The organism is Pseudomonas sp. B392_1p, from assembly GCF_052245235.1.
GTDB lineage: Bacteria > Pseudomonadota > Gammaproteobacteria > Pseudomonadales > Pseudomonadaceae > Serpens > Serpens gallinarum.
The window spans coordinates 267,960-291,991 of the sequence record NZ_JBQPXM010000002.1; the positions used below are offsets into that span (position 1 = coordinate 267,960).

The window sequence follows — 24,032 nt, forward strand, 5'->3', positions numbered from 1 at the left end:
AGCATAGAACGGGCCATTTTGCTCCCAGCTCACGCTCCAACTCAAGCCAACGGCTGGGCGCGGCCCGACTCAAGCCTATGGAACCGTGCGCCTGGTCCACGGCCTAACGTCCCGCAACCCTACAAGAGGGAACGCCATGAGCCGTATCGAAACCGACAGCCTGGGCGAGGTGGAAGTCCCGGACGATGCTTACTGGGGCGCGCAGACCCAGCGCTCACTGATCAATTTCGCCATCGGCCAGGAGCGCATGCCGCTACCGGTGCTGCACGCCCTGGCACTGATCAAGAAAGCCGCTGCGCGGGTCAATGACCGCATCGGCGAACTGCCCGCCGAGGTGGCCCGACTGATCGAACAGGCTGCCGATGAAGTGCTGGCCGGCCAGCACGACGATCAGTTCCCATTAATGGTCTGGCAGACCGGCAGCGGCACGCAGAGCAACATGAACGTCAACGAGGTGATCGCCGGACGCGCCAACGAATTGGCCGGAGGCCAACGCGGGGGCAAAAGCCCGGTGCACCCCAACGATCACGTCAACCGCGCGCAAAGCTCCAACGACTGCTTCCCCACCGCCATGCACCTTGCCACCGTGAGCGCCGTGCACCGCGAGTTGTTACCGGCGCTGGCCGAGCTTTCTGGCGGCTTGGCCGAACAGGCCGCCCGCCATTTCGATCTGGTGAAAACCGGCCGTACCCACCTGATGGATGCCACGCCGGTCACCTTTGGCCAGGAGCTGTCCGCGTTTGTCGCCCAGCTCGACTATGCCGAACAAGCCATTCGCCACGCCCTGCCTGCAGTGTGCGAACTGGCCCAGGGCGGCACGGCCGTGGGCACCGGCCTGAATGCCCCGCAGGGGTTTGCCGAGGCCATCGCCGCCGAGCTGGCAGCCCTCTCCGGCCTGCCCTTCGTCAGCGCGTCCAACAAATTCGCCGCCTTGGCCGGCCACGAACCGCTGGTCACCCTGGCCGGCACGCTGAAAACCCTTGCCGTGGCGCTGATGAAGATCGCCAACGACTTGCGCCTGCTCGGCTCCGGGCCGCGCGCCGGTTTCGCCGAAGTGCGCCTGCCGGCCAACGAACCGGGCAGTTCAATCATGCCCGGCAAGGTCAATCCGACGCAGTGCGAAGCACTGTCGATGCTCGCCTGCCAGGTACTGGGCAACGATGTCACCATCGGCTTCGCCGCGAGCCAAGGTCACCTGCAGCTCAATGTGTTCAAACCGGTAATCATCCACAACCTGCTGCAATCCATCCGCCTGCTCGCCGATGGCTGCCGCAACTTCAATCTGCACTGCATTGCTGGCCTGGAGCCGGACGCCCAGCAAATGGCCCAGCATCTGGAGCGCGGGCTGATGCTGGTCACTGCGCTGAACCCGCACATCGGCTACGACAAGGCTGCGGAAATTGCCAAAAAAGCCTATGCGGAAGGCAGCACGCTGCGCGAGGCGGCTCTCGCGCTGGGTTATCTGAGCAGCGAAGAATTCGACGCCTGGGTGCGGCCGGAACAGATGCTTGAGGCCGGGCAACATGAATGAGCCGGCCAAAAGCGGCGCCACGCCGGTCGTCGGCACGGGCAAACGCATCCTGGTGATTGATGGCAGTCCGCAAGGCCAGGGCTTTTGCCGTGCCCTGGGCGAAACTTATGTAATCGGCGCACGCAGCCAAGGGCACGTGGTGCGCCAGTTGCGCCTTGCAGATCTGCGCTTCGATCCGGTGCTGCGCGGCGGCTACGAACACGACCAGCGCCTGGAAGTCGACCTGCTCGATGCCCAGCGACAGATCCATTGGGCCGAGCATCTGGTATTCGTCTACCCGGTCTGGTGGGGTGGCCTGCCGGCGCTGCTCAAGGGGTTTATCGACCGGGTGTTCCTGCCCGGCTTTGCGTTTCGTCTACGGGGCCAGACGCGCATCGCGGAGCAATTGCTCAGTGGGCGCAGCGCTGAACTGCTGGTCACCCTGGACACCCCGAGCTGGCACTTTCGCTGGCTGCAAGGCGCCCCGGCGCATCGCCAGATGATCCGCAGCACGTTGCGGTTCTGCGGCATCCGCACCCGCCGCGTGCATGAATTCACCCCGATCCGCGGCTCCAGTGAAGAGCGCCGCCAGGACTGGCTGCGCCGCGCCGAGCAATTGGGCGCGAAGGCTTGAGCATGGTGTAGCTGCTGAGCGTGGGGCCGAGCGGAGCCACAGGTTAAGCCCAAAAGAGGTCGACATGGCGACGACACCTCTCCACTGCGTGCCGCCTTCAACCGGCGCGACCTTCAGACCACGCTCATGAACGGAGTACTCGCCACTCTGCTCCGTGAACGCTGGTTCACAGCACGCAGGCCGGACTCGCCCTGGAACGACACAGCCCCGGTGCGCCAGGACCTGTTCAGCGTTGAACGCCTCGAACAACATGCCCAGAGCCTGGCCGCCGCCCAGACGATCAGCGACCGTCCGCCCAGGGTCAGCTCCCTGCGCAGACGTCTGGACGACAACGCCTCGCTGCTGCTCAAGGCCTACCGGTCGAGCGCCGCGGAGCTGGAAAGCGGGCACGCCGTAGTACCCGCCGCCGAATGGCTGCTCGACAATTACCATGTGGTCGAGGCACAAATTCTCCAGATTCGCGACGATCTGCCAGTCGGCTACTACCGCCAGCTTCCCAAACTGGCGGAGGGTCCGTTTGCCGGTTATCCGCGCGTCTTCGGCCTGGCCTGGGCCTACATCGCGCACACCGACAGCCACATCGACCTGGTTATCGTGCGCCGCTTCATCGTCGCCTATCAGCAGGTTCAGCCGCTGACCATCGGTGAGCTATGGGCGGTGGCGATCACCCTGCGCATCGTCCTGATCGAAAACCTGCGCCGCCTGGCCGAACAGATTATCGCCGCCCAACAGGCTCGCGCCGATGCCGACACGCTGGCCAATCAGTGCCTGGCCAAAGGCTGTACCCCGGCTGAGCTGGACAGCAACTTGGCCCGGCTCGCCAGGGGACCGTTGTCCGAACTCTTCGCCTCGCAGCTGGCCAAGCGCCTGCGCGACCAGGACCCGCACACCACGCCAGCGCTGGTCTGGCTGGAACAGCAATTGCCGGCCCAGGGAAGTTCGATCGAAGACGTGGTGCACAACGCTCATCAACGCCAGGGCGCGTCCAATGTCAGCGTGCGCAACGTAATCACCAGCATGCGGCTGATTTCCGACATCGACTGGGCCGAGCTGTTCGAGAGTGTCAGCCTGGTGGATGCACGCCTGCGCGCGGCCAGCGACTTCGCCGACATGGATTTCCCCAGCCGCAATCTGTACCGCCAGGCCATCGAAACGATCGCCCGGAATTCCTCCTGCACTGAACTGGAACTGACTGATCGAGTAGTGCAACAAGCGCGGCTGGCGGCGGCCAGCGCGTCCGTCGAGGCGCAAGCGGAACGCACCGGTGATCCCGGTTATCACCTGCTCGGCGAAGGTCGTCGTGCATTGGAAAACAGCGTCGATTTTCACCCGTCGCGCTATGAGCGCCTACGCCGCAAATATGTTGCGCTGGGCATGGGCGGCTATGTCGGCACCATCGCACTGATTGCCCTGATGTTGCTGGCGCTTTCTTGCTGGGTACTGGCCGCTTCCGGCCTCACACTCGGCTGGCTCGGACTCCTGGCACTGGTCGGCGTGTTGCCGGCCACCGAGGTGGCAACCGCATTGACCAACCGCGCCATCAGTCGCTTTATCGGCGCGGTCTGCCTGCCGGCCTTAGAGCTTCGCGACGGTATTCCCGAATCGCTGCGCACGATGGTGGTAGTCCCGACGCTGCTGAGCACCGAAGCCGAGCTGCTGGAGCAGATCGAGCGACTGGAAGTGCACTTCCTATCCAGCGCCGAGGGGGCGCTGAGCTTCGCGCTGCTCAGTGACGGTCTGGATGCCGATGAAGAAACCCTCCCCCATGAAGCGCAACTGCTGGCCACCGCCGGGCAGGCCTTCGAGCAACTGAACCAACGCCACGGTCCCGGCTCGGATGGCGAACCACGCTTTTACCTGTTGCATCGACGCCGCCTGTTCAATCCCAGCCAGGGCACATGGATGGGCTGGGAACGCAAGCGCGGCAAATTGCACGAGTTCAACCGATTGCTGCGCGGCGCCACCGACACCACGTTCATGAGCCTGAACGGGCAGCCGCCCCAAGTGCCCGCCAATGTGCGCTTCGTCATCACCCTGGATATGGATACGCGCCTGCCGCGCGATACCGTGCTGCGGCTGATTGGCAAGATGGCCCATCCGTTGAATCGACCGCGTTTCAACGTCGAGCGCCAGCGCGTGGTAGACGGCTATGCCATCCTGCAGCCGCGCGTCACCCCCTCCCTGCCGGTCGGCCGCGAAGGCTCCTGGTATCAACGCCTCTACTCCTCGCCAGGCGGACTGGACCCTTATGTGGCAGCCGTTTCCGATGTCTATCAGGACCTTTTCGGCCAAGGCTCCTACACCGGCAAGGGCATTTACGATGTCGATGCCTTCGAGGCCGCACTGCGCGGTCGGGTGCCGGACAACACCCTGCTCAGCCATGACCTGTTCGAAGGTGAATTTGCCCGCTCGGGACTGGCGTCCGACCTTGAGGTGGTCGAGGAATATCCCTCCCGCTACGACGTCGACGCCAAGCGCTTCCACCGCTGGACGCGCGGCGACTGGCAACTGCTGCCGTGGATCTTTGGCCCGCGTACCGGCAAACAGGCACTGAGCCCGATCGGCCTGGGCAAGATGCTCGACAACCTGCGTCGTTCGCTGCTACAGCCGTTTACCCTGGCCCTGCTGTTCCTGTGCTGGCTGCTGCCCATGCCCGCAGCGCTGGCCGGCGTGCTGCTGGTGCTCGCCAGCCTGGCGATTCCCGCCCTGCTGCCTCTGCTGTTTGCCGTGGTGCCGCAGCACAGCGGCATTCAAGTGGGCAGTCATCTGCGCATGCTGGGCGGCGAACTGCAGCTGGCCGCGATGCGAATTTTTTTCGCGGCGGTGTTCCTGCCCGATCACGCCTGGCGCAACCTGGATGCCATTGTGCGCACCCTGACGCGCCTGTGGGTGACCCACCGCCAACTGCTGGAATGGACCACTGCGGCGCAGTCCAGCAGCAGCCCGACCCTGGATCTGCGCGGTTTTTACCGGCAGATGGCCGGTGGCACCGCACTCGGCCTGGCACTTGCCGCTGTGGCGCTGCTCGCCGCACCGGCCTCATGGCCGCTGGTGCTGCCCTTTGCCCTGCTTTGGCTGGCCGCGCCGGCACTGGCGCTGTGGAGTAGTTGGTCAACCCTGTCGATTCGGCAGCTGGCGTTCAGCGAAGAGGATCGACATGCCTTGCGCCTGATCGCCCGGCGCACCTGGCGCTACTTCGAAACCTTCGTGACGGAAACCGACAACTGGCTGCCGCCGGATAATTACCAGGAGACCCCGTTACCCGCCGCCGCGCACCGCACTTCGCCGACCAACATCGGCCTCTATCTGCTCTCGGCGGTGGCCGCCCGCGACTTCGGCTGGGCTGGCACCCTGCACACCCTCGAACGCCTGGAAGCCACGTTCGCAACGCTGCATCGATTGCCGCGCTTGCATGGGCATTTCTACAACTGGTACACAACCGATGATCTGCGCACCCTCGCGCCGCCCTACGTCTCGTCAGTGGACAGCGGCAACCTCGCCGGGCATCTGCTGGTGCTCGCCAATGCCTGCGAGAAATGGCAGACCACATTGGTATCCAGTCAAATCCGCCAGGGGTTGCAGGACACGTGCAACCTGGCCCGCGAAGCACTGGTCGCCCTGCCCGTCGCTTCCAGCGAAGCCGGCCGACGCCTGACCACGCTCCTGGATGAAATCGACGCCCAACTCAAAAGCGCGCAACGGCTGGAAACCCTGACACCCATGCTCCGCCGTCGGACCGATAAAGCCGCCTCACTGACGCGCGACCTGCTCCCTGAAGCCGATGGTGGTGCGTTGAACCTGCTGTCCTGGATCGCGGCGCTGAACCAGTCGCTGACCGATCATGAGCGTGACCGCAGCACCCGCCCGCAAGACCTCACGGCTCGCCTGCAGGCCGTTGCCAAGCAGGCGCGGGAGTTGGCCATGGCAATGGATTTCGCCTTCCTGTTCGACCACGACCGCAAGCTGCTGTCGATTGGCTACAGCGCTGCCGACAACCACCGCGACGCCAACTGCTATGACTTGCTCGCCTCCGAGGCGCGGCTAGCCAGCCTGTTTGCGATTGCCAAAGGCGATCTGCCGACCCGCCACTGGTTCCGCCTCGGCCGTACCGCAACGCCACTGGGCAACGGCTCGGCGCTGATTTCCTGGTCCGGCTCGATGTTCGAATACTTGATGCCATCGCTGGTGATGCGCGCCCCGGCCGGCAGCTTGCTGGACCAGACCAATCGCCTGGTGGTGGCGCGCCAGGAAGCCTATGGCAACTCCCTGGGCATTCCCTGGGGCATCTCCGAATCGGCCTATAACGCCCGCGACCTGGAATTCACCTACCAGTACTCCAATTTCGGTGTGCCCGGCCTGGGCCTCAAGCGCGGTCTGGCCGAAAACCAAGTAATTGCTCCCTATGCTACCGGGCTGGCGGCGATGATCGACCCGTCCCGCGCTAGGCGCAATTTCGATGCGCTGGCCGAACTGGGCGCGCTGGGCCGCTACGGTTTTTATGAGGCGTTGGACTACACCCGAAGTCGCGTACCGGACGACCAGAAGGTCGCTATCGTGCGCAGCTACATGGCCCACCACCAGGGCATGACCATCGTGGCCATTACCAATGCCTTGCTCGAAGGGGTGATGCGACGACGCTTCCATAGCGAACCGATCATCCAGGCCACCGAGCTGCTGCTGCAGGAGCGCATGCCTCCCGACGTAGCCATCGCTCACCCGCGCGCCGAGGAAGTAAAAGTGTCCCCCGTCGAGACACAGGCCGAGGTCGCCGCCGTGCGGCGCATCAACCCGGCCACCGGTGGCGCACCGACGACGCACCTGCTCTCCAACGGACGTTATACGGTCATGCTCAGCGCCACAGGCGCGGGGTACAGCCGCTGGCGCAACATCGCCGTCACCCGCTGGCGCGAGGACATGACCCGCGACGAGTGCGGCATTTTCATCTTCCTGCGCGATGTCCACAGCGGCGCCATCTGGTCGGCCACCGCACAACCGGTCGGCAGCACCGGCGACTCGCAGGAAGTGCTGTTCAGCGAAGACCACGCCGAATACACCCGCCACGATGGACGCCTGACCACCACCCTCGACGTGGTGGTCTCGGGTGAAGACGATGGCGAAGTGCGCCGCGTGACCCTGACCAATAGCGGCCGGCACGCCCGCGAGATCGAACTGACCTCCTACGCCGAACTGGTCCTGACCACACCGGCCACCGACAATGCCCATCCGGCATTCGCCAAGATGTTCGTGCAGACTGAATACTTGGCCGAGTTTGCCGCGCTGGCCGCCACCCGGCGGCGCCGTTCGCCCGACGAGCCCGAGGTTTGGGCCGCACATTTTGCCGTGGTCGAAGGCGAGATTGCCGCCGACCCGCAATACGAATCCGACCGTGCCCGCTTCCTCGGCCGCGGACGCCGCATTGGTGCGGCCGTGGCCATTGTCGAGGACCGCCCCCTGTCGAACACCATCGGCACCGTGCTCGACCCGATTTTCGCCCTGCGCCAGCGGGTGCGCATCGAGCCCGACGCGGTCGCGCGCATCGCCTTCTGGACAGTGATTGCCCCGACACGCGATGCCCTGCTCGACCTGATCGACACCCACCACGACTACAGCGCCTTCGAGCGGGCAAAAACCCTGTCCTGGACCTTGGCCCAGGTGCAGCTGCGCTACCTGGACATGAAGGCTGACGAAGCAGCTGACTTCCAGCGCCTGGCGGCGCCGTTGCTGTATTCGGACCCGCGCTTTCGCGCCCCCTCGCCTTTGATCATACGCGGCGCCGGTCCGCAGTCGGGGTTGTGGTCGCAGTCGATTTCCGGTGATCTGGCGATCATTCTCCTGCGTATCGACGAGCTGGAAGACCTGCCCCGCGTACGCCAACTGCTGCGCGCCCATGAGTATTGGCGGATGAAGGGGTTGTGCGTGGATCTGGTGATCATCAACGAGCGCAGCTCCTCCTATGTGCAAGACCTGCAGGGTGCCATCGAGGCCACCGTGCGCAGCAGCCAGTCGCGCCCGGCCATCGGCGAGGAATGCAACCTCGGCTCGGTCTTCACCCTGCGCGCCGATCTGATGAGCCAGGAAACACGGGCGCTGTTGCAATCAGTGGCCCGCGTTGCACTGATTGCACGCCGAGGCCCGATTGCCGATCAACTCGCCCGCTTGCCGGAACTGAAGGCAAATGCCTTGGTTCCTCCGCCGCTCACACCGCCTGCGCCGCAGCCGGCCGCGCCCGTATCGCGCCTGAGCGACGCGCTGGAGTTCTTCAACGGTTTGGGCGGTTTTGCGCAGAACGGACGTGAATACGTCACTGTACTCGACGCAGGCCAGGTCACCCCGATGCCGTGGGTCAACGTGATCGCCAACCCGGCGTTCGGCTTCCAGGTCTCGGCCCATGGCAGCGGCTACACCTGGGCGCAAAACAGCCGCGAGAACCAGCTCACGCCATGGACCAACGACCCGGTGCTCGACCCGGCCGTTGAGGTGCTCTATGTGCGCGACGAAGCCAGCGGCGCAGTGTTCGGCCCCACCGCCCAGCCCCTGCGCGACAATGGCCGCTATGTGGCTCGGCATGGCTTCGGCTACAGCCGTTTCGAACATGAGGCCCACGGCATTGCCCTGGACCTGCTGCAATACGTGCCCCTGGACGACCCGGTAAAAATTTCCCGTCTGACCCTGCATAACCGCTCGGGCCAACCACGCCGACTGTCGGTGACCGCCTATGCCGAATGGGTGCTCGGCACCTCGCGCAGCGCCTCGGCGCCCTACCTGATCACCGAACGCGATGCCAGCGGCGCACTGCTGGCGCGCAATCCCTGGAGCCTGGCATTTGCCGGACGCGTCGCCTTCGCCGACCTGGCCGGCAAGCAAACCGCGTGGACAGCCGACCGCAGCGAATTCCTCGGCCGCAACGGCGGCACCTCGGCACCCGCCGCGCTGCTCGGTAATACGCCACTGGCGGGTACCGTCGGCGCCGGCTTCGACCCTTGCGCTGTGTTGCAATGCAGCCTAGAACTGGGCATCGACGCGCGCGTCGAAGTGGTCTGGCTGCTGGGCCAGGGCGCGTCTGTCGACGAGACGCGCACGCTGATAGAGCGCTATCGCACCCAGGACCTCGATGGCGTATTGACCACGGTGACCGAGCATTGGCAAGGCGCCCTCGGTGCGGTCCAGGTGCAGACGCCCGACCGGGCCATGGACATCCTGCTCAATGGCTGGCTTCTGTATCAAACCCTCGCCTGCCGACTGTGGGCGCGTTCGGCGTTCTACCAAGCCAGTGGCGCCTACGGTTTTCGCGATCAGTTACAGGACAGCCTGGCGCTGCTGCTGACCCAGCCGGACATCCCCCGCCATCATCTGTTGCGGGCTGCCAGCCGCCAGTTCGTCGAAGGTGACATGCAGCACTGGTGGCTGCCGCATTCCGGGCAGGGCGTGCGCACCCGGATTTCCGATGACCGCGTGTGGCTGGCCTTCGCCACCGCCAGTTATGTGCTTGCCACGGGCGACGAAGCGATCCTCGACGAGCCCCTGACGTTCCTGGAAGGCCCGCCGCTTGCCCCCGGCCAGCACGATGCATTCTTTCAACCAATGGTCGCCGAACAGAGCGCCTCACTGTTCGAGCATTGCGCCCGGGGCCTCGACCAGTGCCTGGAACTCAGCGGCCGTCTCGGCCTGCCGCTGATCGGCACCGGCGACTGGAACGATGGTATGAGTCGGGTCGGCGAAGGCGGCCAGGGCGAAAGCGTGTGGCTCGGCTGGCTGTTGCTGCGTACCCTGGCGCTGTTCATACCGCTGGCGCAATCCCGCGATGCCCCGCGCGCGCAACGCTGGGACTCGCATGCCGCCGCGCTGCGCGAGGCCATGGAGCGGCAGGCCTGGGATGGCCAGTGGTACCGCCGGGCCACCTACGATGACGGTACCTGGCTGGGCTCGCGGGACAGCGAGGAATGCCGCATCGACTCCATCGCGCAATCCTGGGCGGCACTTTCTGGCGCCGCCGATCCACAGCGCGCCGCCACGGCGATGGCCTCGCTGGAAGAACAGCTGATTCGCCGAGACGACGGCCTGGCCCTGCTGTTCACCCCCCCGTTCGACAAGACTCTGCACGACCCCGGCTATATCAAGGGTTACCCGCCCGGCCTGCGGGAAAACGGCGGGCAATATACCCATGCCGCCCTCTGGGCTCTCTTGGCCTTCACCCAACTCGGCAACGGCGACAAGGCCGGCGAACTCTTCGCCCTGCTCAACCCGATCAATCATGCCCTCACGCCGGACGCGACGGAGCGCTACAAGGTGGAGCCCTATGTGATCGCCGCCGACGTTTACTCGGTCGCCCCGCACACCGGACGCGGCGGCTGGACCTGGTACACCGGCTCAGCCGGCTGGATGTACCGCGCCGGCCTCGAAGGCATCCTCGGCATCCGCCGCGAAGCAACGCAGCTGATCATCGACCCTTGCATTCCCGCGGCCTGGCCGGGCTTCGACATCACCCTCACCGTGCAAAAAACCCACTACAGGATCCGCGTCGACGCTCCCACGCAACGCTGCCGGGGCATTACCCAGGCCAGCCTCGACGACGCCCCCCTGGAGTGTTGCGAAGGCCAAGTGCGCCTGCCCCTGGATGGAGGTACGCACAGGGTGCAAATTGTCATAGGAGACGCCGCTTGAAGGGCAGCGGCGTAAACCTCGGCGACGGGCAGAATCGTGCCTGCGCTTACTCTTTTGCCGCAGCGACTGTGCTGCGCCCGACCCATAACGACGCGCCAAGCGCGACCAACGCCGAGCCGGCGACCACCACCAGCGCGCCAGCGTAGGCAATCCAGTTCAACTCTTCAGGCACCACGTACAAGGGCCACAGGAAGGCGGCCAGCGCCACCGCTGCAAAGGTGATCAACGGCGTGATCGACAACGCCGCGCTGACCCGCGAGGCCTCCCAATGCGCCAGCGCCTCGGCAAACGCGCCATAGGCCACCAGCGTGTTCAGGCAACACGCGAACAACAGCCAGCCCTGCAGGGGGCTCAGCTGCAGAGCCTGCAATGGGTGCGCCCAAGGCGTGAGCAACACCGCGCAGGCCAGGTAAATCACCATCATCACCTGGAAGGAATTCCACTGGGTGAGCAGCTGCTTTTGCGCCAGTCCATAGGCCACCCAGACCACTGCCGCCAGCACCACCGTCAACACGCCAGCGGTATAGGTGGTCAGCGAGGTCAACAGCTCGCCCAGACGCTGATTGAAGAACAGCCCGAAACCGACAATCAGAACTAGCAGGCCCAACGTCTGGCCGAGACTGAAGCGCTCGCGAAACACGAACACACTGCTGATCATCAGCAGGATCGGCGCGATCTGAATCACCAATTGCGTGGTACCGGGGCTGAGCATGCGCAGGCCGAAGAGATAGAGCACGTAGTTGCTGACCAGGCCGAGCACCGCCAGCACCACCAGCCCGCCGCCCCTACGCCCCAGCGGGCGAAACGCGGGCAGGCCACGCCGGGATGCCAACCAGGCAAACAGAATCAGCCCCGACACCAACAGGCGATACCAAGTAACGGTAATCGGGTCCATCCCCTCCAGCACAACCTTGAGTTTGATGGGCAAAATGCCCCAGAGCACCGCGGTAACCAGGGTGAGCGACAGACCGTAGAGCCAGCGTCCGGAAGATGTGTGCATGCATGCCTCGGAAACGGAAAAACCGGGCGAAGACCCGGTGATAGACGACGAATTCTAACAGGCTCGTTGATAACGTTAGCGCGTCGCCCGCTTGCTCACGCACGTTTGGGTCGCCGAACGCGGGACATTTATCGAGCCCTGCCCTCCTGCGTGGACAGGCTAACCCAATTAGCCGAGGTAAAAATGGGCGCAGGGCAGCTCCGCTAACAGGCTGGCAGACTGCTACGCATGCTCACACGTTCTCGGCTTCGCCTCGTCTACACCGGGCGGATGCACCCACTGAAACTCACGGAATAGACACCATGATGGCAAATTAGTAGCCTCACCAGTCAGATCACCCGGATACCTAAGATGAACGCGCACCAAGCAAGCGCAGCATCCACGCTCAGAACCTGTTTCCTGGCCCGGCTTTTCAGGGGGGAAATCCCCCTTGTCGTAACCTTTTGGATATTCGGCTTTACGGCAAACCTGGCATTCGCCTTATTATTTAAATTAATCGAACATAATGTCCACAACCCAACCATGGGAATAGCAGCATTATTAATAACGCTGCTCATCGTATACATCATCTATACAGTTTTTATCCTAACAGCAATCTGGCGAAGCGCTTCAAGCTATATTGGCACACCCTTTTGGGCACACCTGGCTCGGATGAATGTCATCGCTGGGGCAGCCATGCTGGCGTTTAGTCTATACGCGATGATTCCTTCTCAACCCAATCTAGAAAAGCAGATCGCCCTCCAGGTACAACAGGTCAATAAAAACCTGCCCACAATGCTGGACTCTGAAACCCGACTCAACAGCGTCTATTCAAAATCCCATGAAATCATCTTTACCTACACGCTTGTGAACTTTCGAGCAACTGAAACCGATCCGACGTCTATCATCAACTACCTGAAAGCCAACTTCATATACACACAATGCAAAAATGAAGAGATACAGCACGCGCTGAGCATGGGAATAACTCACTCTCACCTCTATCTGGACCAGAACGGAAAGAAAATAACAAAAATCCTGCTGAACCCAGCATTCTGCGACAGCTTTAAAGTTTAATTAGCACTGCGATACAACCTACTGACCGCAGCCCAGCCACAAAGCTGACTAACCTTCGTTTACCTTTAGCGAATCATACATATGGACAAAAATTACAGAATTTATCATTTAGATGAATTACACAAAGAACTTGATCAGATCGACGAAGCGAAAAACCCGGAAGAAGCAAAAGTCATCCGCGAATATATCGCCAAAGGCGGATATCAATACCCCGAAGCATACATGGGGCGAGTGATTCGGGTCTCGTTCACAAACGCCGGATATAAATGGTCGTTAGTTGCCGTGCTTGCGGTATTCTTCCTCACGAACGCGCTTACATTACTAACCGGCCATCTTATTGCCTTGCTTCCCCTGACAGTGCAGGGCGTCATCCTATTTATGATATTTACGAGTCACAGATACATTAGGGCACTGATCAAAATCTGGTTGACCCTGCTGCTGCTCACAAGCTCACTAGGCCTTCTATCCATTTTTTACGCCACGCACGTGACGGTTTTAGGTGTATTGTTGCAGCTGGCGCCGGCGGCCATCGGCCTGACCTTTTTAATTACCGTCAACAAGCACGTGCAACTGATTCGGGATGACGACGCCTCCAAAACGGCTTAATAGAGCGAGACCCGACGCCCGGTTTGCGACCCTGTATCCAGTGCCCTCGTTCCAAGCGTTTGGGAGCACGAGGCTAATGAGGTGAGGCGTTTAACTCCGAGCGTGATGTTTCCGTATCGAGTAGAGCGTTTGAAACATCGCCTGAACAGAGAGGGCGAACTTTCCTATGACGCATCCGCAGCCTAGGCTCGCTTCTCAGAAGAGACCCTCCATGTCTTATGTACCCGCTCTTGTCACTGCACTGCTCCTCGCGCTGCCGGCGGTTTCAGCCGCCGCAGACCGCGCATGCCTGATCGAGGGCACGTTCGAGTTCATGGGCCAAAGCATCTATTCCAAAGATTGCATGCAGACCTCAGATCCTGAAGAGGATGAGGCTACCTTCAAGGCGTCGTGCCAGGCCCTGGCAAATGCATCCGCTCAAAATGGGCGGCAAGCCCGGCAAAATTGACTACTTCGCCCAGTGCCCTGAGCCCTCGCAAGGGATATGCAAAGGTCTTCTGGGCACCCCGCGAGACGCCTATTACTACGCCCGCTCTGCAAGCGACCTGGCCACGTTGCCGGCTAATTGCAAACGGGCAGGTGGAGTATGGAGCAAAGGCTAACGGCTCCTAGGCCGCTGCGCTAGCCTTTCGGTAAACGCTTCTGTCACACACCCACCTCACAGCTGCATTATCATCGCCACCCCGCAGCTGCCCGGACCGCACCGGTATGACCGCAAACGCCGTACCCGCAGAAACCACTCCAGACTCACCGGCCAACCCGCTTACCGAGTTGTACCGGGATAAGTGGCTGCTGGCCGTGCACAAACCGGCCGGTTTGCTGGTGCATCGCAGCCCCATCGACAAGCATGAAACCGAGTTCGCCCTGCAGTACGCGCGGGCGCTGAATGGCGGGGCGCATGTGTATCCGGTGCACCGGTTGGACCGGCCCACGTCGGGTCTGTTGGTCTTCGCCCGCGACGCAGAGACCGCGAGCCGATTGGGCCAGGCGATGATGGCGAACGCGGTGCGGAAGACTTATCTGGCCATGGTGCGCGGCTGGACGCCCGAGGAAGGCGTGATCGATCACGCGCTGAAGGAGCATGCGGTGGACCGCCGCCTGAAGCATGAGCCCCTACCGGTGCGCGAGGCGCTGACCCGCTATCAACGGCTGGCGACCACGCAGCTTCCGGTGGAAATCGAAGGCTATCCGAGCAGTCGTTACAGCCTGGTGGCGCTGTACCCGGAAACCGGTCGTAAGCATCAGTTGCGCCGGCATATGCAACACATCAGCCACCCCATCATTGGCGACACCAATTACGGCCGCACCCGTCACAACCAGTATTTTGCCGAGCGCTTCGGTCAGAGTCGCCTGATGTTGGCCGCCACAGACTTGCGCTTTACCCACCCGGTCACGGGTGAGCCTCTGCACCTGCGCGCGGCGCCCGACGCGGAGTTTTTGCGGGTGCTGTCCATTTTTGATGAGCAGTTACCTGGCGTGATGGCCTAGCGATGGGCTAGCTTGCTGATTCCAAGGCGTTGAGCGCTCCACCCTGAGGCTTGCAGGCCTCCAACTGCGTCGTAGGGTGCATGTCGCTTCTTTTACATCCACCATGGCCCCGCCTTGGTGGACAAGGGAAAACGATGTCCACCCTACATGCTGCGGCACTGGCGGCGCAGGGCAGCGCTTCACCTTGCGGCTTGCAGGCCCCTCCCGCGTCGTAGGGTGGATGTCGCTTTTCACATCCACCATGGCCCCCGCCTTGGTGGACAAGGGAAAACGATGTCCACCCTTGTATCTACAAGCTGCGACCTTCAGCCAGCGCTGACTCGCTCGCTGTCCGCCTGCGCCGTCTGGGCGCGAACCTTCTCCTCATAGCGCGTGGCTGCCTCTGCATTACCTGCGGCTTTTGCGGAACGGGCGGCGCCCTGCAAAGCCCGCAAGCGCTTCGGGTCACGTTGCAGGGAGCGCTCGAATTCACCCAGCGCCTCGGCAGGCTGGCCGAGTGCGGCGAGCATTTCACCCAGCAACTCGCGGCACGGCACCACATTGCCGGGCGTGACTGGGTGCTTGTCGCTGGCTTCTTCGAGCTCGGCCGCCTCGCGCATCAGACGTAGCGCTTCATCCGGTTTCTGCTCGGCATAGGCGATCCAGGCGTTTACGGCCTTGATCTGGAATTCCGCCTGGCCGGCCCAGTAGTCGATATTGGCCTGTTGCATCGCCGCCTGCAGCGCCTGCAAACGCTGCACATCGCGGCCCGCTGCTGCCACGTCACCGCTGCGCGCCGCGCCCAGGCCACGGGCGAACACCAGAATGGCTTCGGCCTGCGGAAATTTATTCCAGGCCAGATCGGGTGGAGTCAGCTGCAGCGCCGCCGCCTGTTGCCAGTCACCACGTTCCAGCGCATAGCGCGCCGGGATCGCCGCGAAGGCATAGGCGGCCACGAAGTTTTCAACGTTCACCTTGCGAATCGAGGCCGCTTCGTCCACCCACTGCTTGGCCGCCTTGTCCTGGGCCCGCTGCAAGTGTCCGAACACCATGTAATCCATGGCATGCAGTGCGTCGTAAGTGCCGATGTCCAGTGTGGTCTGGCTCAGTTCAGCCTGCGCAGCCAGGTAGGAGGCGTGATTACTTTCCACCATCTCCGGCCACAGGCCGACACGGCTGAACACGTGGGAAGGCATGTGCAAGGCATGGGGCACCGAGGGCGCGATCTGGGCATAAGTCCGAGCGAAAGGCAGTCCCTTTTCGGCCAGGCTGGCGTAGTCGTAGGTATGAATGAGGTAATGGGCGATGCCGGGGTGATCGGGGTATTGCTCGTATAACGGCTCCAGTATGCCCGCTGCCTTGAGTTGATTGGCGAAAGTCTTGTCTGTGGGCTGCGCCGTGACGCTGAGCAGCAGCGCATGCAGCACCTGAGCTTCTGTGTCCTGTGGATAGCGCGCCGCCACTTGCCCCATGGATCGTTCGAAGGCCTGGGCCCGCGTGCGGTGCTCGGTGGTGTCTGCATCCTTGAAGAAAATGGCCAGGGCGCTCAGGTAATCGCGTTCGCGCGGGCTCTTGGCCTCCAGGCGTTGCGCATCCGCCAAGGCTGTGGCGCCGGCCTCAAGCGCCGCCGGACTAGGTGGCCAGGCGAAGGGATTACCCATCGACATGATGGAAATTCCCCAATGCGCCATGGTGCAGTCCGGATCGTGCTTGAGCACGGCGGCAAAGGACTGCTTGGCCGGGTCGAACCAGAAGGAGTGAAACAGCGCCATGGCTCGGTTGAACTCCTGCTGGGCGGCAGGCGTGCAGGAAACGGGGAAATTCACCGTACCGAGTTGCTCGAGTTCGCCGCTGTGCGGTGCGTGCTCGCTTTGTGCGCCCGCGTGAGTAACCACGAGCATGAATGCCAGCATCCCTGCACGTCCGGTTGCCTTGTTCATAATGGCCTCCATCGGTACTGGCCGACATGTCGATCAGTGATCGCAACGCGATAATGCGTTGAGTGCGCCGTGTCTTATTGAGTATGCCGAGGGGTAGAAGTTACAGGCGCTGCCGGGCGAGATTGATAGGGCGGATGTCGCTTTTTACATCCCCACACTCCGCTCGGTGGACAATAGAAAACGTTGTCCACCCTACAACTGGCCATTAAACGTCGTTCAAGTGCGCAACGCGTATGCTGCGAGTGCGCCGTGTCTTCTTGAGTATGCCGAAGGTAGAAGTTACAGGCGCTTGCTGCCGAGCCAGATTCGTAGGGCGGATGTCGCTTTTTACATCCACCACACTCCGCTCGGTGGACAATAGAAAACGTTGTCCACCCTACAACTGGCGATCCGTTTGCAATAACGTCCGCCTATCGTCAGCAAGCTGGCTCCTACAAAAGGCAGGCAGCCGTTACGCAAGTCTCACCGACCAAAAAACCTGGCCCGACTGTCTGATTCTTGGGCGCCCTGCCCGTCCGGGTCTTTCATTGAAGGGTTGATTCCATTTCTCGGCGCAGCCGAAAGGAGACCTGAACATGGCAGAAATCCAGGGCTATGCCGCCCTCGATGCGAAGAATCCGCTCGCCCCTTATCGCTTCCAGCGCCGCGAGCCGGGCGATCACGACGTACAGATCGACATTCTCTTTTGCGGGGTTTGCCATTCCGATTTGCACACCGCCCGCAACGAGTGGAACAACACGCTCTACCCCAGCGTGCCCGGTCACGAGATCGTCGGCCGCGTAACCGCCGCCGGCAGCGCGGTGACGCGCTTCAAGGTGGGCGATATCGCCGGGGTCGGCTGTCTCGTCGACAGTTGCCGCACCTGTGCTTCCTGCCGCGAAGGGCTGGAGCAGTACTGCGAAACAGGATTTACCGGCACCTACAACGGCTCAGCCTTTGGCGGCAGCGAAAACACCTACGGCGGCTATTCGGAACGCATCGTGGTGGACGAAGCCTTCGTGCTGCGCATCTCCCACACCGAGAACCTGGCCGCCGTCGCCCCGCTGCTCTGCGCCGGTATCACCACCTATTCGCCGCTGCGCCAGTGGGGCGTCAAGGCCGGACATAAGGTCGGTGTGGTTGGCCTCGGCGGCCTCGGCCACATGGCGGTGAAAATCGCTAACGCCATGGGCGCCCATGTGGTGCTGTTCACCACATCTGAAAGCAAGAAAGGCGATGCCCGGCGCTTGGGCGCCCATGAGGTGGTGCTGTCGAAAAATCCAGACGAAATGGCCGCGCACCACAACAGCTTCGACTTCATCCTCGATACCGTGGCGGCGCCCCATGATCTGGATGCCTTCCTGGCGCTGCTCAAGCGCGACGCAACCCTGACTCTGGTCGGCGCGCCGGCCACGCCGCACCCGTCGCCGAGTGTGTTCGGGCTGATTTTCAAACGCCGCCGGCTGGCGGGCTCGCTGATCGGCGGCCTGGCCGAAACCCAGGAGATGCTCGACTTCTGTGCCGAGCACCAGATCGTCTCGGATATCGAAATGATCGCCATGGGCGACATCAACCAGGCCTACGAGCGGATGCTCAAGAGCGATGTGAAATATCGTTTCGTGATCGACATGGCCACGCTCAAGGACTGAGCGCAGGTCGGTATGGCAGCCGTCGAGCCGTTCTTTCGCGAGGCCGGTACCGGCCCTGGCGTGGTGTGTTTTCACGCCAACGCCAGCAGTTCAACGCAGTGGCGCGAGCTGATGGAGTTGCTCGCGCCGCGCTGTCATGTGCTGGCAACCGACGGCTATGGCGCGGGCAAAAGCCCGCCTTGGCCTGCCGACCGAATCGCACCCTCGACGATGAAGTCGACCTGGCCGAACCCGTGCTGGCCCGAGCGGGCGCGCCGCGGGTGCTGATCGGTCACTCCTATGGCGGTGCCGGCGCGTTGATTGCCGCCATGCGTCATCCCGAGCGGGTACGGGCCATGGTGCTCTATGAACCCACACTGTTTGCGCTGCTCGATGCCGAAACCCCGCCGCCCAACGAAGCGGATGGCATCCGCGCTACGGTGGCTGATGCCGCCCGCGCTCTGGACGCCCACGATATGAACGCGGCCGCCGAATATTTTATCGATTACTGGATGGGCGCCGGTGTCTGGCAGCGCATGCCAAAACAGCGCAAGTCCGCTATCGCCACCGCCATGACCAACGTGCACGGCTGGGCGCACGCGCTGCTCAGCGAGCCCACTCCACTCACTGCCTTCGCTTCGCTGAACATGCCGGTGCTGTACCTGACCGGCCAGGATTCGCCGGCCTCCTCGCTGGGTGTGGCCCAGCTGCTTACCAGCACCCTGCCCAATGTCGAATGGGTCACCCTGGCCGGGCTGGGACATATGGGGCCGACTACCCATCCGCAGGTGGTCAATCCGCTGATTGAAACCTTTCTGGGCCGTATTTAACAATACGTAGAGGCGTTGTTAGTCGTCAGGCAACCACGCAGGATTCCAGACGACTTCCCACAGGTGCTGATCAAGGTCCTGGAAATAGCCGGCATAACCACCCCAAAAGGTGTCCTGGGCCGGCTTGACGATATGGGCACCCGCCGCATGCGCCTGCGCCATCACGGCGTCAACTTTTTCCCGGGACGAAACGTTGTGGCCGAGAGTGAATTCCGTGGCCGATGCCGTTCCTCGAGGCAGGCCTGAATCATGGGCAATGCTGTCCCTGGGCCACAGCGCCAACTTCAACCCGGCGTTCAGCTCAAAAAATGCAACCGCCCCATACTCGAATTCCTCGCCCATTACGCCTTGCGTTGGCAAACCCAAGCCGTCGCGGTAGAACGCTACGGCCTTATTCAGATCCTCGACGCCGAGGGTAATCACCGAAATACGAGCCTTCATCTATGCACCTTTCATGGATCACGCGTGTCCTGGAATGTCCGGATAGGGAATGCCTATGCCCGTCTCGACGTACTGCTTGAAGCTGGTGCCGACAAAGAACGCCCCCCCCTGTACGCAAACGTAACACGACGACTCCTCCTAGTAGCCATTGGCGAAATCCAGGTGGGTGCCGCCGGCCTGAGGCGTGAGGACGAATGTAATGGTGGTGCCTTTCCAGGCATTGGTGTTTTGCATGTATGAGCGCAGGCAGTGCCACACCAGTGGCTGCGTGCCGGGGCCATGGATCATGGCAAATCGACTTTCCAGCCCAAGCCGCTCCAGCCGACGCTCAAGCGCCCCTCCGATGCGCGCCTCGTTGGTCCACCCCTGTTGGATATGCTCAGGCTCGGTCAGAGCCGCCGGGACAGTCGCAGCGGGAGCTTTATAAAAAACCCATGGCGAATGTCCAGTCGGCTCCTCTCCTGGCTCGGCGGCTAGCGGTGCAGCCCGCCATCATGCAAGGGCCGATAAATGCCCGGCGGATGCGGGTTGTTGCGCGGTGGGATGCGGTTCATATCCGGCAAGACGTTCCTTGGTGGTGCGTATCCGCGACCGGTGCCGAGTATCTTTACCCCGGGTGAATCCGAATAGTAACGCTCCGAATTAAACGACTCGCCGCGCTCATTGCCCAGGCGATTCTGCGGCAGCGACCACTCTCCCTGAACCCGATAGGGCCGGTTGTCATACCGGAACTGCCCGTACACCCCGGGCGGATATCTATGCCCGTACGCCCCTCTGTGCTCGTACTGGCCACGTCCGTCGTACCGTCCATAGTCACGGTGTTGCCGGTGATCCCTACTGTCCCATCCTCTGCGATTGTCTTGCCAATCCCGCCGATGTGGCGCGCCACCGGGGTGGGCATGCCTGCCCCGGGCGTCGTGCTGCATCAGCTGCGAACGGGTGTGCTTACCCCGGTCAGAGTCAGCCAGCGCGGACACTGACCCGCCCATCAAGAGCACACCGCCGAGTACTGCGACGGCCAAACGTGACATGAACATGAGCCCATCTCTCCACAAAATAAAACCACCTTGGGACGTTGGACAGCCAATGACAACAGGGTTTCTGCTGCCTGTAATAGCAGATATTTCTGCTTCAACTTGCTTGCCCGCTGCGTCAGCACTCACTTGGTGCCTGATGCAACAACACCTGTTCCATCAGACCCAAGCGCTGCCCTGTCCGATTACTTGCGCACCTCCAGAATCAGGTTGAACGGCGTTTCCGCCGCCCTGCGAAACCGACTGAAACCCGCCTCGGTGAACACCTTGCGCAGCCGCGCCTCGCCGGCTTGCGCCCCCAGCCCCAGCCCGACGTCCTGGGATAACGAGTTCGGCGTGCACAAAAAGGTCGAGGCGGCGTAGTACAAGCGTCCTACTGGTGTGAGATTTTCATCCAGCGTGTCATTGGCGTACGGCTCAACCAACAGCACGGTGCCGTCCGGCTTGAGCGCCTGGTAGGCATGCTGCGCGGCGCCAACCGGGTCGCCCATGTCGTGCAGGCAATCGAAGTAGCAGATCAGGTCGTAGTCGTTGTCGGGGAAATCCTTTGCCGTGGCCTGCCTGAACGTCGCCCGCTCCGCCACGCCAGCCTCCTCGGCACGTTGCGTGGCGGTCTCGATGGACGGCGCGTGGTAGTCGAAGCCGATGAACTGCGAGGCGGGGAAGGCCTGCGCCATGATCACGGTCGAGGCGCCGTGTCCGCAGCCGATATCCGCCACTTTGGCGCCGGCGTTGAGTTTATCCATCACGCCGTCCAGGGCCGGTAGCCATTCGGCCACCAGGTGCGCCCGATAACCGGGACGGAAGAAGCGCTCGGTGCCGCCGAACAGACACGGATGATGATCGCCCCAGGCCAGGGCGCCGTCGCCGCGCATGGCGCTGGCCATCTTGTCCTTGTCATGGAACAGCGCGGCCACCACCGAAGCGCCACCGGCCACGTAGACCGGCGAGTCCTCAATCGCCAGAGCCATGGCCTGCTCCTCCGGCAGACGGAATTGCCCATCGCGGTGTTCCATATAACCGGACGCCACCTGGGCGCTGAGCCACTCGCGCAGCAGGCGCGCGTTGCAACCGGTCTTGTCGGCGAGCGCTTCGGGAGTAACCGGTTGGCCGTCGGCCATGGCCCGGTACAGGCCGAGTTCATCGCCGAGGATCATGTTGGCGAGCATCGCTGCGCCACCCATGTCGGTCACCAGCTTGCCCATGAAGTCGTTAAGTTTGGCCTCGTTCATGGTGTGTGCTCCTGTAAAAGGCCACCGTTGAACGAGAGCACCAACAACCTGCTCGGCGGTGGTCGGTAAGCGCAGCCAGAACGCGAGTGCCCGCCAAGCGCCTGCTGCGCAGGACCCGAATTCCGTGTGTATTCGGGCGGTTGAGCGCCTTCCCGTGGCGCATGGCGTGCCCATCTGAAAGCGTGCCCGGCCTACATGCTCGAATGCAGATGCGCACTCACCTGTTCACCGTGCCGGGAACATATTCAGTGTAGTTCTTCACCACTCGCGCCCTTCTCGGCCCGGCCAGTGACAAGCACGCCAGTAAACAACGAGCCAGCAACTCCGCCGTGCCGACCAATGCCCAGGACAGAGCACGACGCTTGCCACATCCCACGATTCCTGCGAAAACGCCGGCCAACGCAAACAACCGAACCGATCGAGGACGAGATGAGCAACGAATTACAGGTGGTGGACCTTCAACTGGGCTACGGCAAGGAATGCATCAAAGGCGCGCTGATCACCACCCAGTACACCGGCACCCTGGCAGACGGCACAGTGTTCGACTCCTCCTACCAACGCGGCAAACCCTTCCAGTGCGTAATCGGCACAGGCCGCGTAATTAAGGGCTGGGACATGGGCCTGATGGGCATGAAAGTCGGCGGCAAGCGCAAACTGTTCGTACCCGCCAACCTCGCCTACGGCGAACGGCAAATCGGCGCGCATATCACACCGAATTCGAACCTGATTTTTGAAATCGAGCTGCTGGAAGTGCTGACGCGGGATGATTGAGAAGGTCGTGCGGAACGCGCGGGTGGGATGCGTAGGTGTACAGCCTTGCCGGACCGATTGAATTCTGCGATCCGCACATCGTAATGCTGCCTGACTGCATACGGCTTTAATTTGATCAAAGTCTGGGTTGGCAAACATCTATATGCTGTAGTAGCGTTCGGCCATTGCTTATAGATCCCTTGGTCTTTTTGTATAGAAAGGCGGCGGTCAAGCGAATACGGATCAAGCACAGGACGTGGTCGTAGATCATTGATTTCTCGAGGATTACGATTTTGGGTCTTGAGGATGAGGACGGAGTTATGTGGAACGCTCTCGTTATGCATTAACATCGACCTCCATCTAATCACTGTTACGTGTACAGGGAGTTGACGTAAGTGCAAGAAATTCGGGCAAATCTTTATCCGTGCAAACACTGCAGCGAAACTGGTACGTGCACTTCTGGCGAAAATGGGACTAGCTGTTTAGCCTGCGTAAAATATCATGAGCTTAAAGGCAAGCCTCCATATGTTGGCCTAGCGTGTGGTACTTGTAATGGCTTAGGGCAATCGGAGCCAGCAACCGAAAGGTTGAATAAACGTATTAAGCCACTTCTGGCAATGGCTATAGTATTTTTGGTTCTTGTTTTTACGTTCATGCTCGCAATGGCAAAAAATCAGTACTTCACAGAGTTTTTGGCTTTCGCTGGCACGCTAATGGGTAGTGTTACAGCTTTCTATTTTAGTCATGCAAAAAACACGTAACAAACCCCTTAAATGCGTTCCGGCCACAAAAGGCGTGGCCTCCACCGGACTCGCTAACGCTCGCCGTTTAGCGGGACGTTAGAGCTCACCAACATGAAGTACGCAGTTCAAAGTCTCTGGAGCCCAGATCTCGACCCACCCTCTGAAGGTTATCCGCCAGACCTGGAGGACTTCGCCGTATTTGTGCAGGTTGCTATTAGCAAGAGCGGTGAGGCGGGCCACGAAGTCTTTGGGTTCAGCGTGTGCTCTGCCTCAGCTCTCGCACGCGCCGATGCCGGCATGTTTGTTGGCCACACCCTGGTTTTGGCGCGTTTCGATTGGGCGGCGATTCGCGCAAGAGTGGAAAAACTCCTCTTACACGTCCAGTCGTGTACAGAGTGGGAGTGCGTCATCAAGCAACTAGCTGGGACGCTCGAGTATTCCGATGAATGGTGAGAAAGCTCTAACCCGCAGCTGGAGCCGACGCCGCTAAAGCGGCGCGGCTCAGCAAGGCACGTTAGAAGATC

Annotated in this window: 16 protein-coding genes and 1 pseudogene; 12 read left to right on the forward strand and 5 right to left on the reverse strand. The window is 61.8% G+C overall.

The window, feature by feature from the left end; genetic code table 11:
* Nucleotides 1-136 precede the first annotated feature (136 nt).
* The 3 genes from ACTV8E_RS03520 (at nt 137) to ACTV8E_RS03530 (ending at nt 10,805) form a co-directional block, all read left to right on the forward strand.
* A complete protein-coding gene (locus ACTV8E_RS03520; protein ID WP_251836668.1) occupies nt 137-1,531 on the forward strand; it encodes a class II fumarate hydratase in 1,395 nt (464 codons plus the stop codon).
* On the forward strand, nt 1,524-2,144 hold the full coding sequence (locus ACTV8E_RS03525; protein WP_251836669.1) for an NAD(P)H-dependent oxidoreductase: 621 nt from the start codon (nt 1,524-1,526) through the stop codon (nt 2,142-2,144). The genes ACTV8E_RS03520 and ACTV8E_RS03525 overlap by 8 nt, the downstream gene beginning before the upstream one ends.
* A gap of 126 nt (nt 2,145-2,270) precedes the next feature.
* Nucleotides 2,271-10,805 carry a GH36-type glycosyl hydrolase domain-containing protein gene (locus ACTV8E_RS03530; protein WP_443198499.1) on the forward strand — a complete coding sequence of 2,845 codons (8,535 nt, stop codon included), beginning with the start codon at nt 2,271-2,273 and terminating at the stop codon, nt 10,803-10,805.
* A 46-nt stretch (nt 10,806-10,851) separates the two neighbouring features.
* Here ACTV8E_RS03530 and ACTV8E_RS03535 read toward each other — a convergent pair whose 3' ends face one another.
* Entirely contained in the window at nt 10,852-11,805 is a 954-nt protein-coding gene (locus ACTV8E_RS03535) for a DMT family transporter (protein ID WP_251836671.1), read from the reverse strand.
* 351 nt (nt 11,806-12,156) lie between these two features.
* Between ACTV8E_RS03535 and ACTV8E_RS03540 the strand changes: the two genes are divergently transcribed.
* The 4 genes from ACTV8E_RS03540 to ACTV8E_RS03555 all read left to right on the forward strand — a co-directional run bounded on the left by ACTV8E_RS03540 (nt 12,157) and on the right by ACTV8E_RS03555 (nt 14,952).
* Nucleotides 12,157-12,858 carry a hypothetical protein gene (locus ACTV8E_RS03540; protein WP_443198500.1) on the forward strand — a complete coding sequence of 234 codons (702 nt, stop codon included), beginning with the start codon at nt 12,157-12,159 and terminating at the stop codon, nt 12,856-12,858.
* Nucleotides 12,859-12,939: 81 nt separating this feature from the next.
* The gene (locus ACTV8E_RS03545; protein WP_443198501.1) at nt 12,940-13,464 is read left to right on the forward strand and encodes a hypothetical protein; all 525 of its coding nucleotides are present in this window, start codon (nt 12,940-12,942) and stop codon (nt 13,462-13,464) included.
* A 211-nt stretch (nt 13,465-13,675) separates the two neighbouring features.
* Nucleotides 13,676-13,912, forward strand: coding sequence for a hypothetical protein (locus tag ACTV8E_RS03550; RefSeq protein ID WP_443198502.1), 237 nt, complete (start codon nt 13,676-13,678; stop codon nt 13,910-13,912).
* A 260-nt stretch (nt 13,913-14,172) separates the two neighbouring features.
* Nucleotides 14,173-14,952, forward strand: coding sequence for a pseudouridine synthase (locus tag ACTV8E_RS03555; RefSeq protein WP_443198503.1), 780 nt, complete (start codon nt 14,173-14,175; stop codon nt 14,950-14,952).
* 305 nt (nt 14,953-15,257) lie between these two features.
* Here the strand turns inward: ACTV8E_RS03555 and ACTV8E_RS03560 are convergent, their stop codons facing one another.
* Nucleotides 15,258-16,871, reverse strand: a complete 1,614-nt coding sequence (locus tag ACTV8E_RS03560; protein ID WP_443198504.1) for a hypothetical protein — start codon at nt 16,869-16,871, stop codon at nt 15,258-15,260.
* Between the two features lie 575 nt (nt 16,872-17,446).
* On the opposite strand from ACTV8E_RS03560, the gene ACTV8E_RS03565 reads away from it, so the two are divergent.
* The 3 genes and pseudogenes from ACTV8E_RS03565 to ACTV8E_RS03575 all read left to right on the forward strand — a co-directional run bounded on the left by ACTV8E_RS03565 (nt 17,447) and on the right by ACTV8E_RS03575 (nt 19,308).
* Nucleotides 17,447-18,499: an NAD(P)-dependent alcohol dehydrogenase gene (locus ACTV8E_RS03565; RefSeq protein WP_443198505.1), complete on the forward strand. Its 1,053-nt coding sequence runs from the start codon at nt 17,447-17,449 to the stop codon at nt 18,497-18,499.
* 12 nt (nt 18,500-18,511) lie between these two features.
* Nucleotides 18,512-18,631, forward strand: a pseudogene (locus ACTV8E_RS03570) (alpha/beta fold hydrolase); the annotation flags it as partial.
* Nucleotides 18,598-19,308 carry an alpha/beta fold hydrolase gene (locus ACTV8E_RS03575; protein ID WP_443198506.1) on the forward strand — a complete coding sequence of 237 codons (711 nt, stop codon included), beginning with the start codon at nt 18,598-18,600 and terminating at the stop codon, nt 19,306-19,308. The pseudogene ACTV8E_RS03570 and the gene ACTV8E_RS03575, both read left to right, overlap by 34 nt.
* Before the next feature lie 18 nt (nt 19,309-19,326).
* Here the strand turns inward: ACTV8E_RS03575 and ACTV8E_RS03580 are convergent, their stop codons facing one another.
* The 3 genes from ACTV8E_RS03580 to ACTV8E_RS03590 all read right to left on the reverse strand — a co-directional run bounded on the left by ACTV8E_RS03580 (nt 19,327) and on the right by ACTV8E_RS03590 (nt 22,015).
* On the reverse strand, nt 19,327-19,749 hold the full coding sequence (locus tag ACTV8E_RS03580) for a VOC family protein (protein WP_443198507.1): 423 nt from the start codon (nt 19,747-19,749) through the stop codon (nt 19,327-19,329).
* Nucleotides 19,750-19,887: 138 nt separating this feature from the next.
* A complete protein-coding gene (locus ACTV8E_RS03585) occupies nt 19,888-20,037 on the reverse strand; it encodes a hypothetical protein (protein WP_251836677.1) in 150 nt (49 codons plus the stop codon).
* A gap of 931 nt (nt 20,038-20,968) precedes the next feature.
* Nucleotides 20,969-22,015, reverse strand: a complete 1,047-nt coding sequence (locus ACTV8E_RS03590) for a class I SAM-dependent methyltransferase (RefSeq protein WP_443198508.1) — start codon at nt 22,013-22,015, stop codon at nt 20,969-20,971.
* A gap of 429 nt (nt 22,016-22,444) precedes the next feature.
* On the opposite strand from ACTV8E_RS03590, the gene ACTV8E_RS03595 reads away from it, so the two are divergent.
* On the forward strand, nt 22,445-22,786 hold the full coding sequence (locus tag ACTV8E_RS03595; RefSeq protein ID WP_443198509.1) for an FKBP-type peptidyl-prolyl cis-trans isomerase: 342 nt from the start codon (nt 22,445-22,447) through the stop codon (nt 22,784-22,786).
* Between the two features lie 833 nt (nt 22,787-23,619).
* The gene (locus tag ACTV8E_RS03600) at nt 23,620-23,961 is read left to right on the forward strand and encodes an Imm8 family immunity protein (protein ID WP_443198510.1); all 342 of its coding nucleotides are present in this window, start codon (nt 23,620-23,622) and stop codon (nt 23,959-23,961) included.
* Nucleotides 23,962-24,032: the final 71 nt, after the last annotated feature.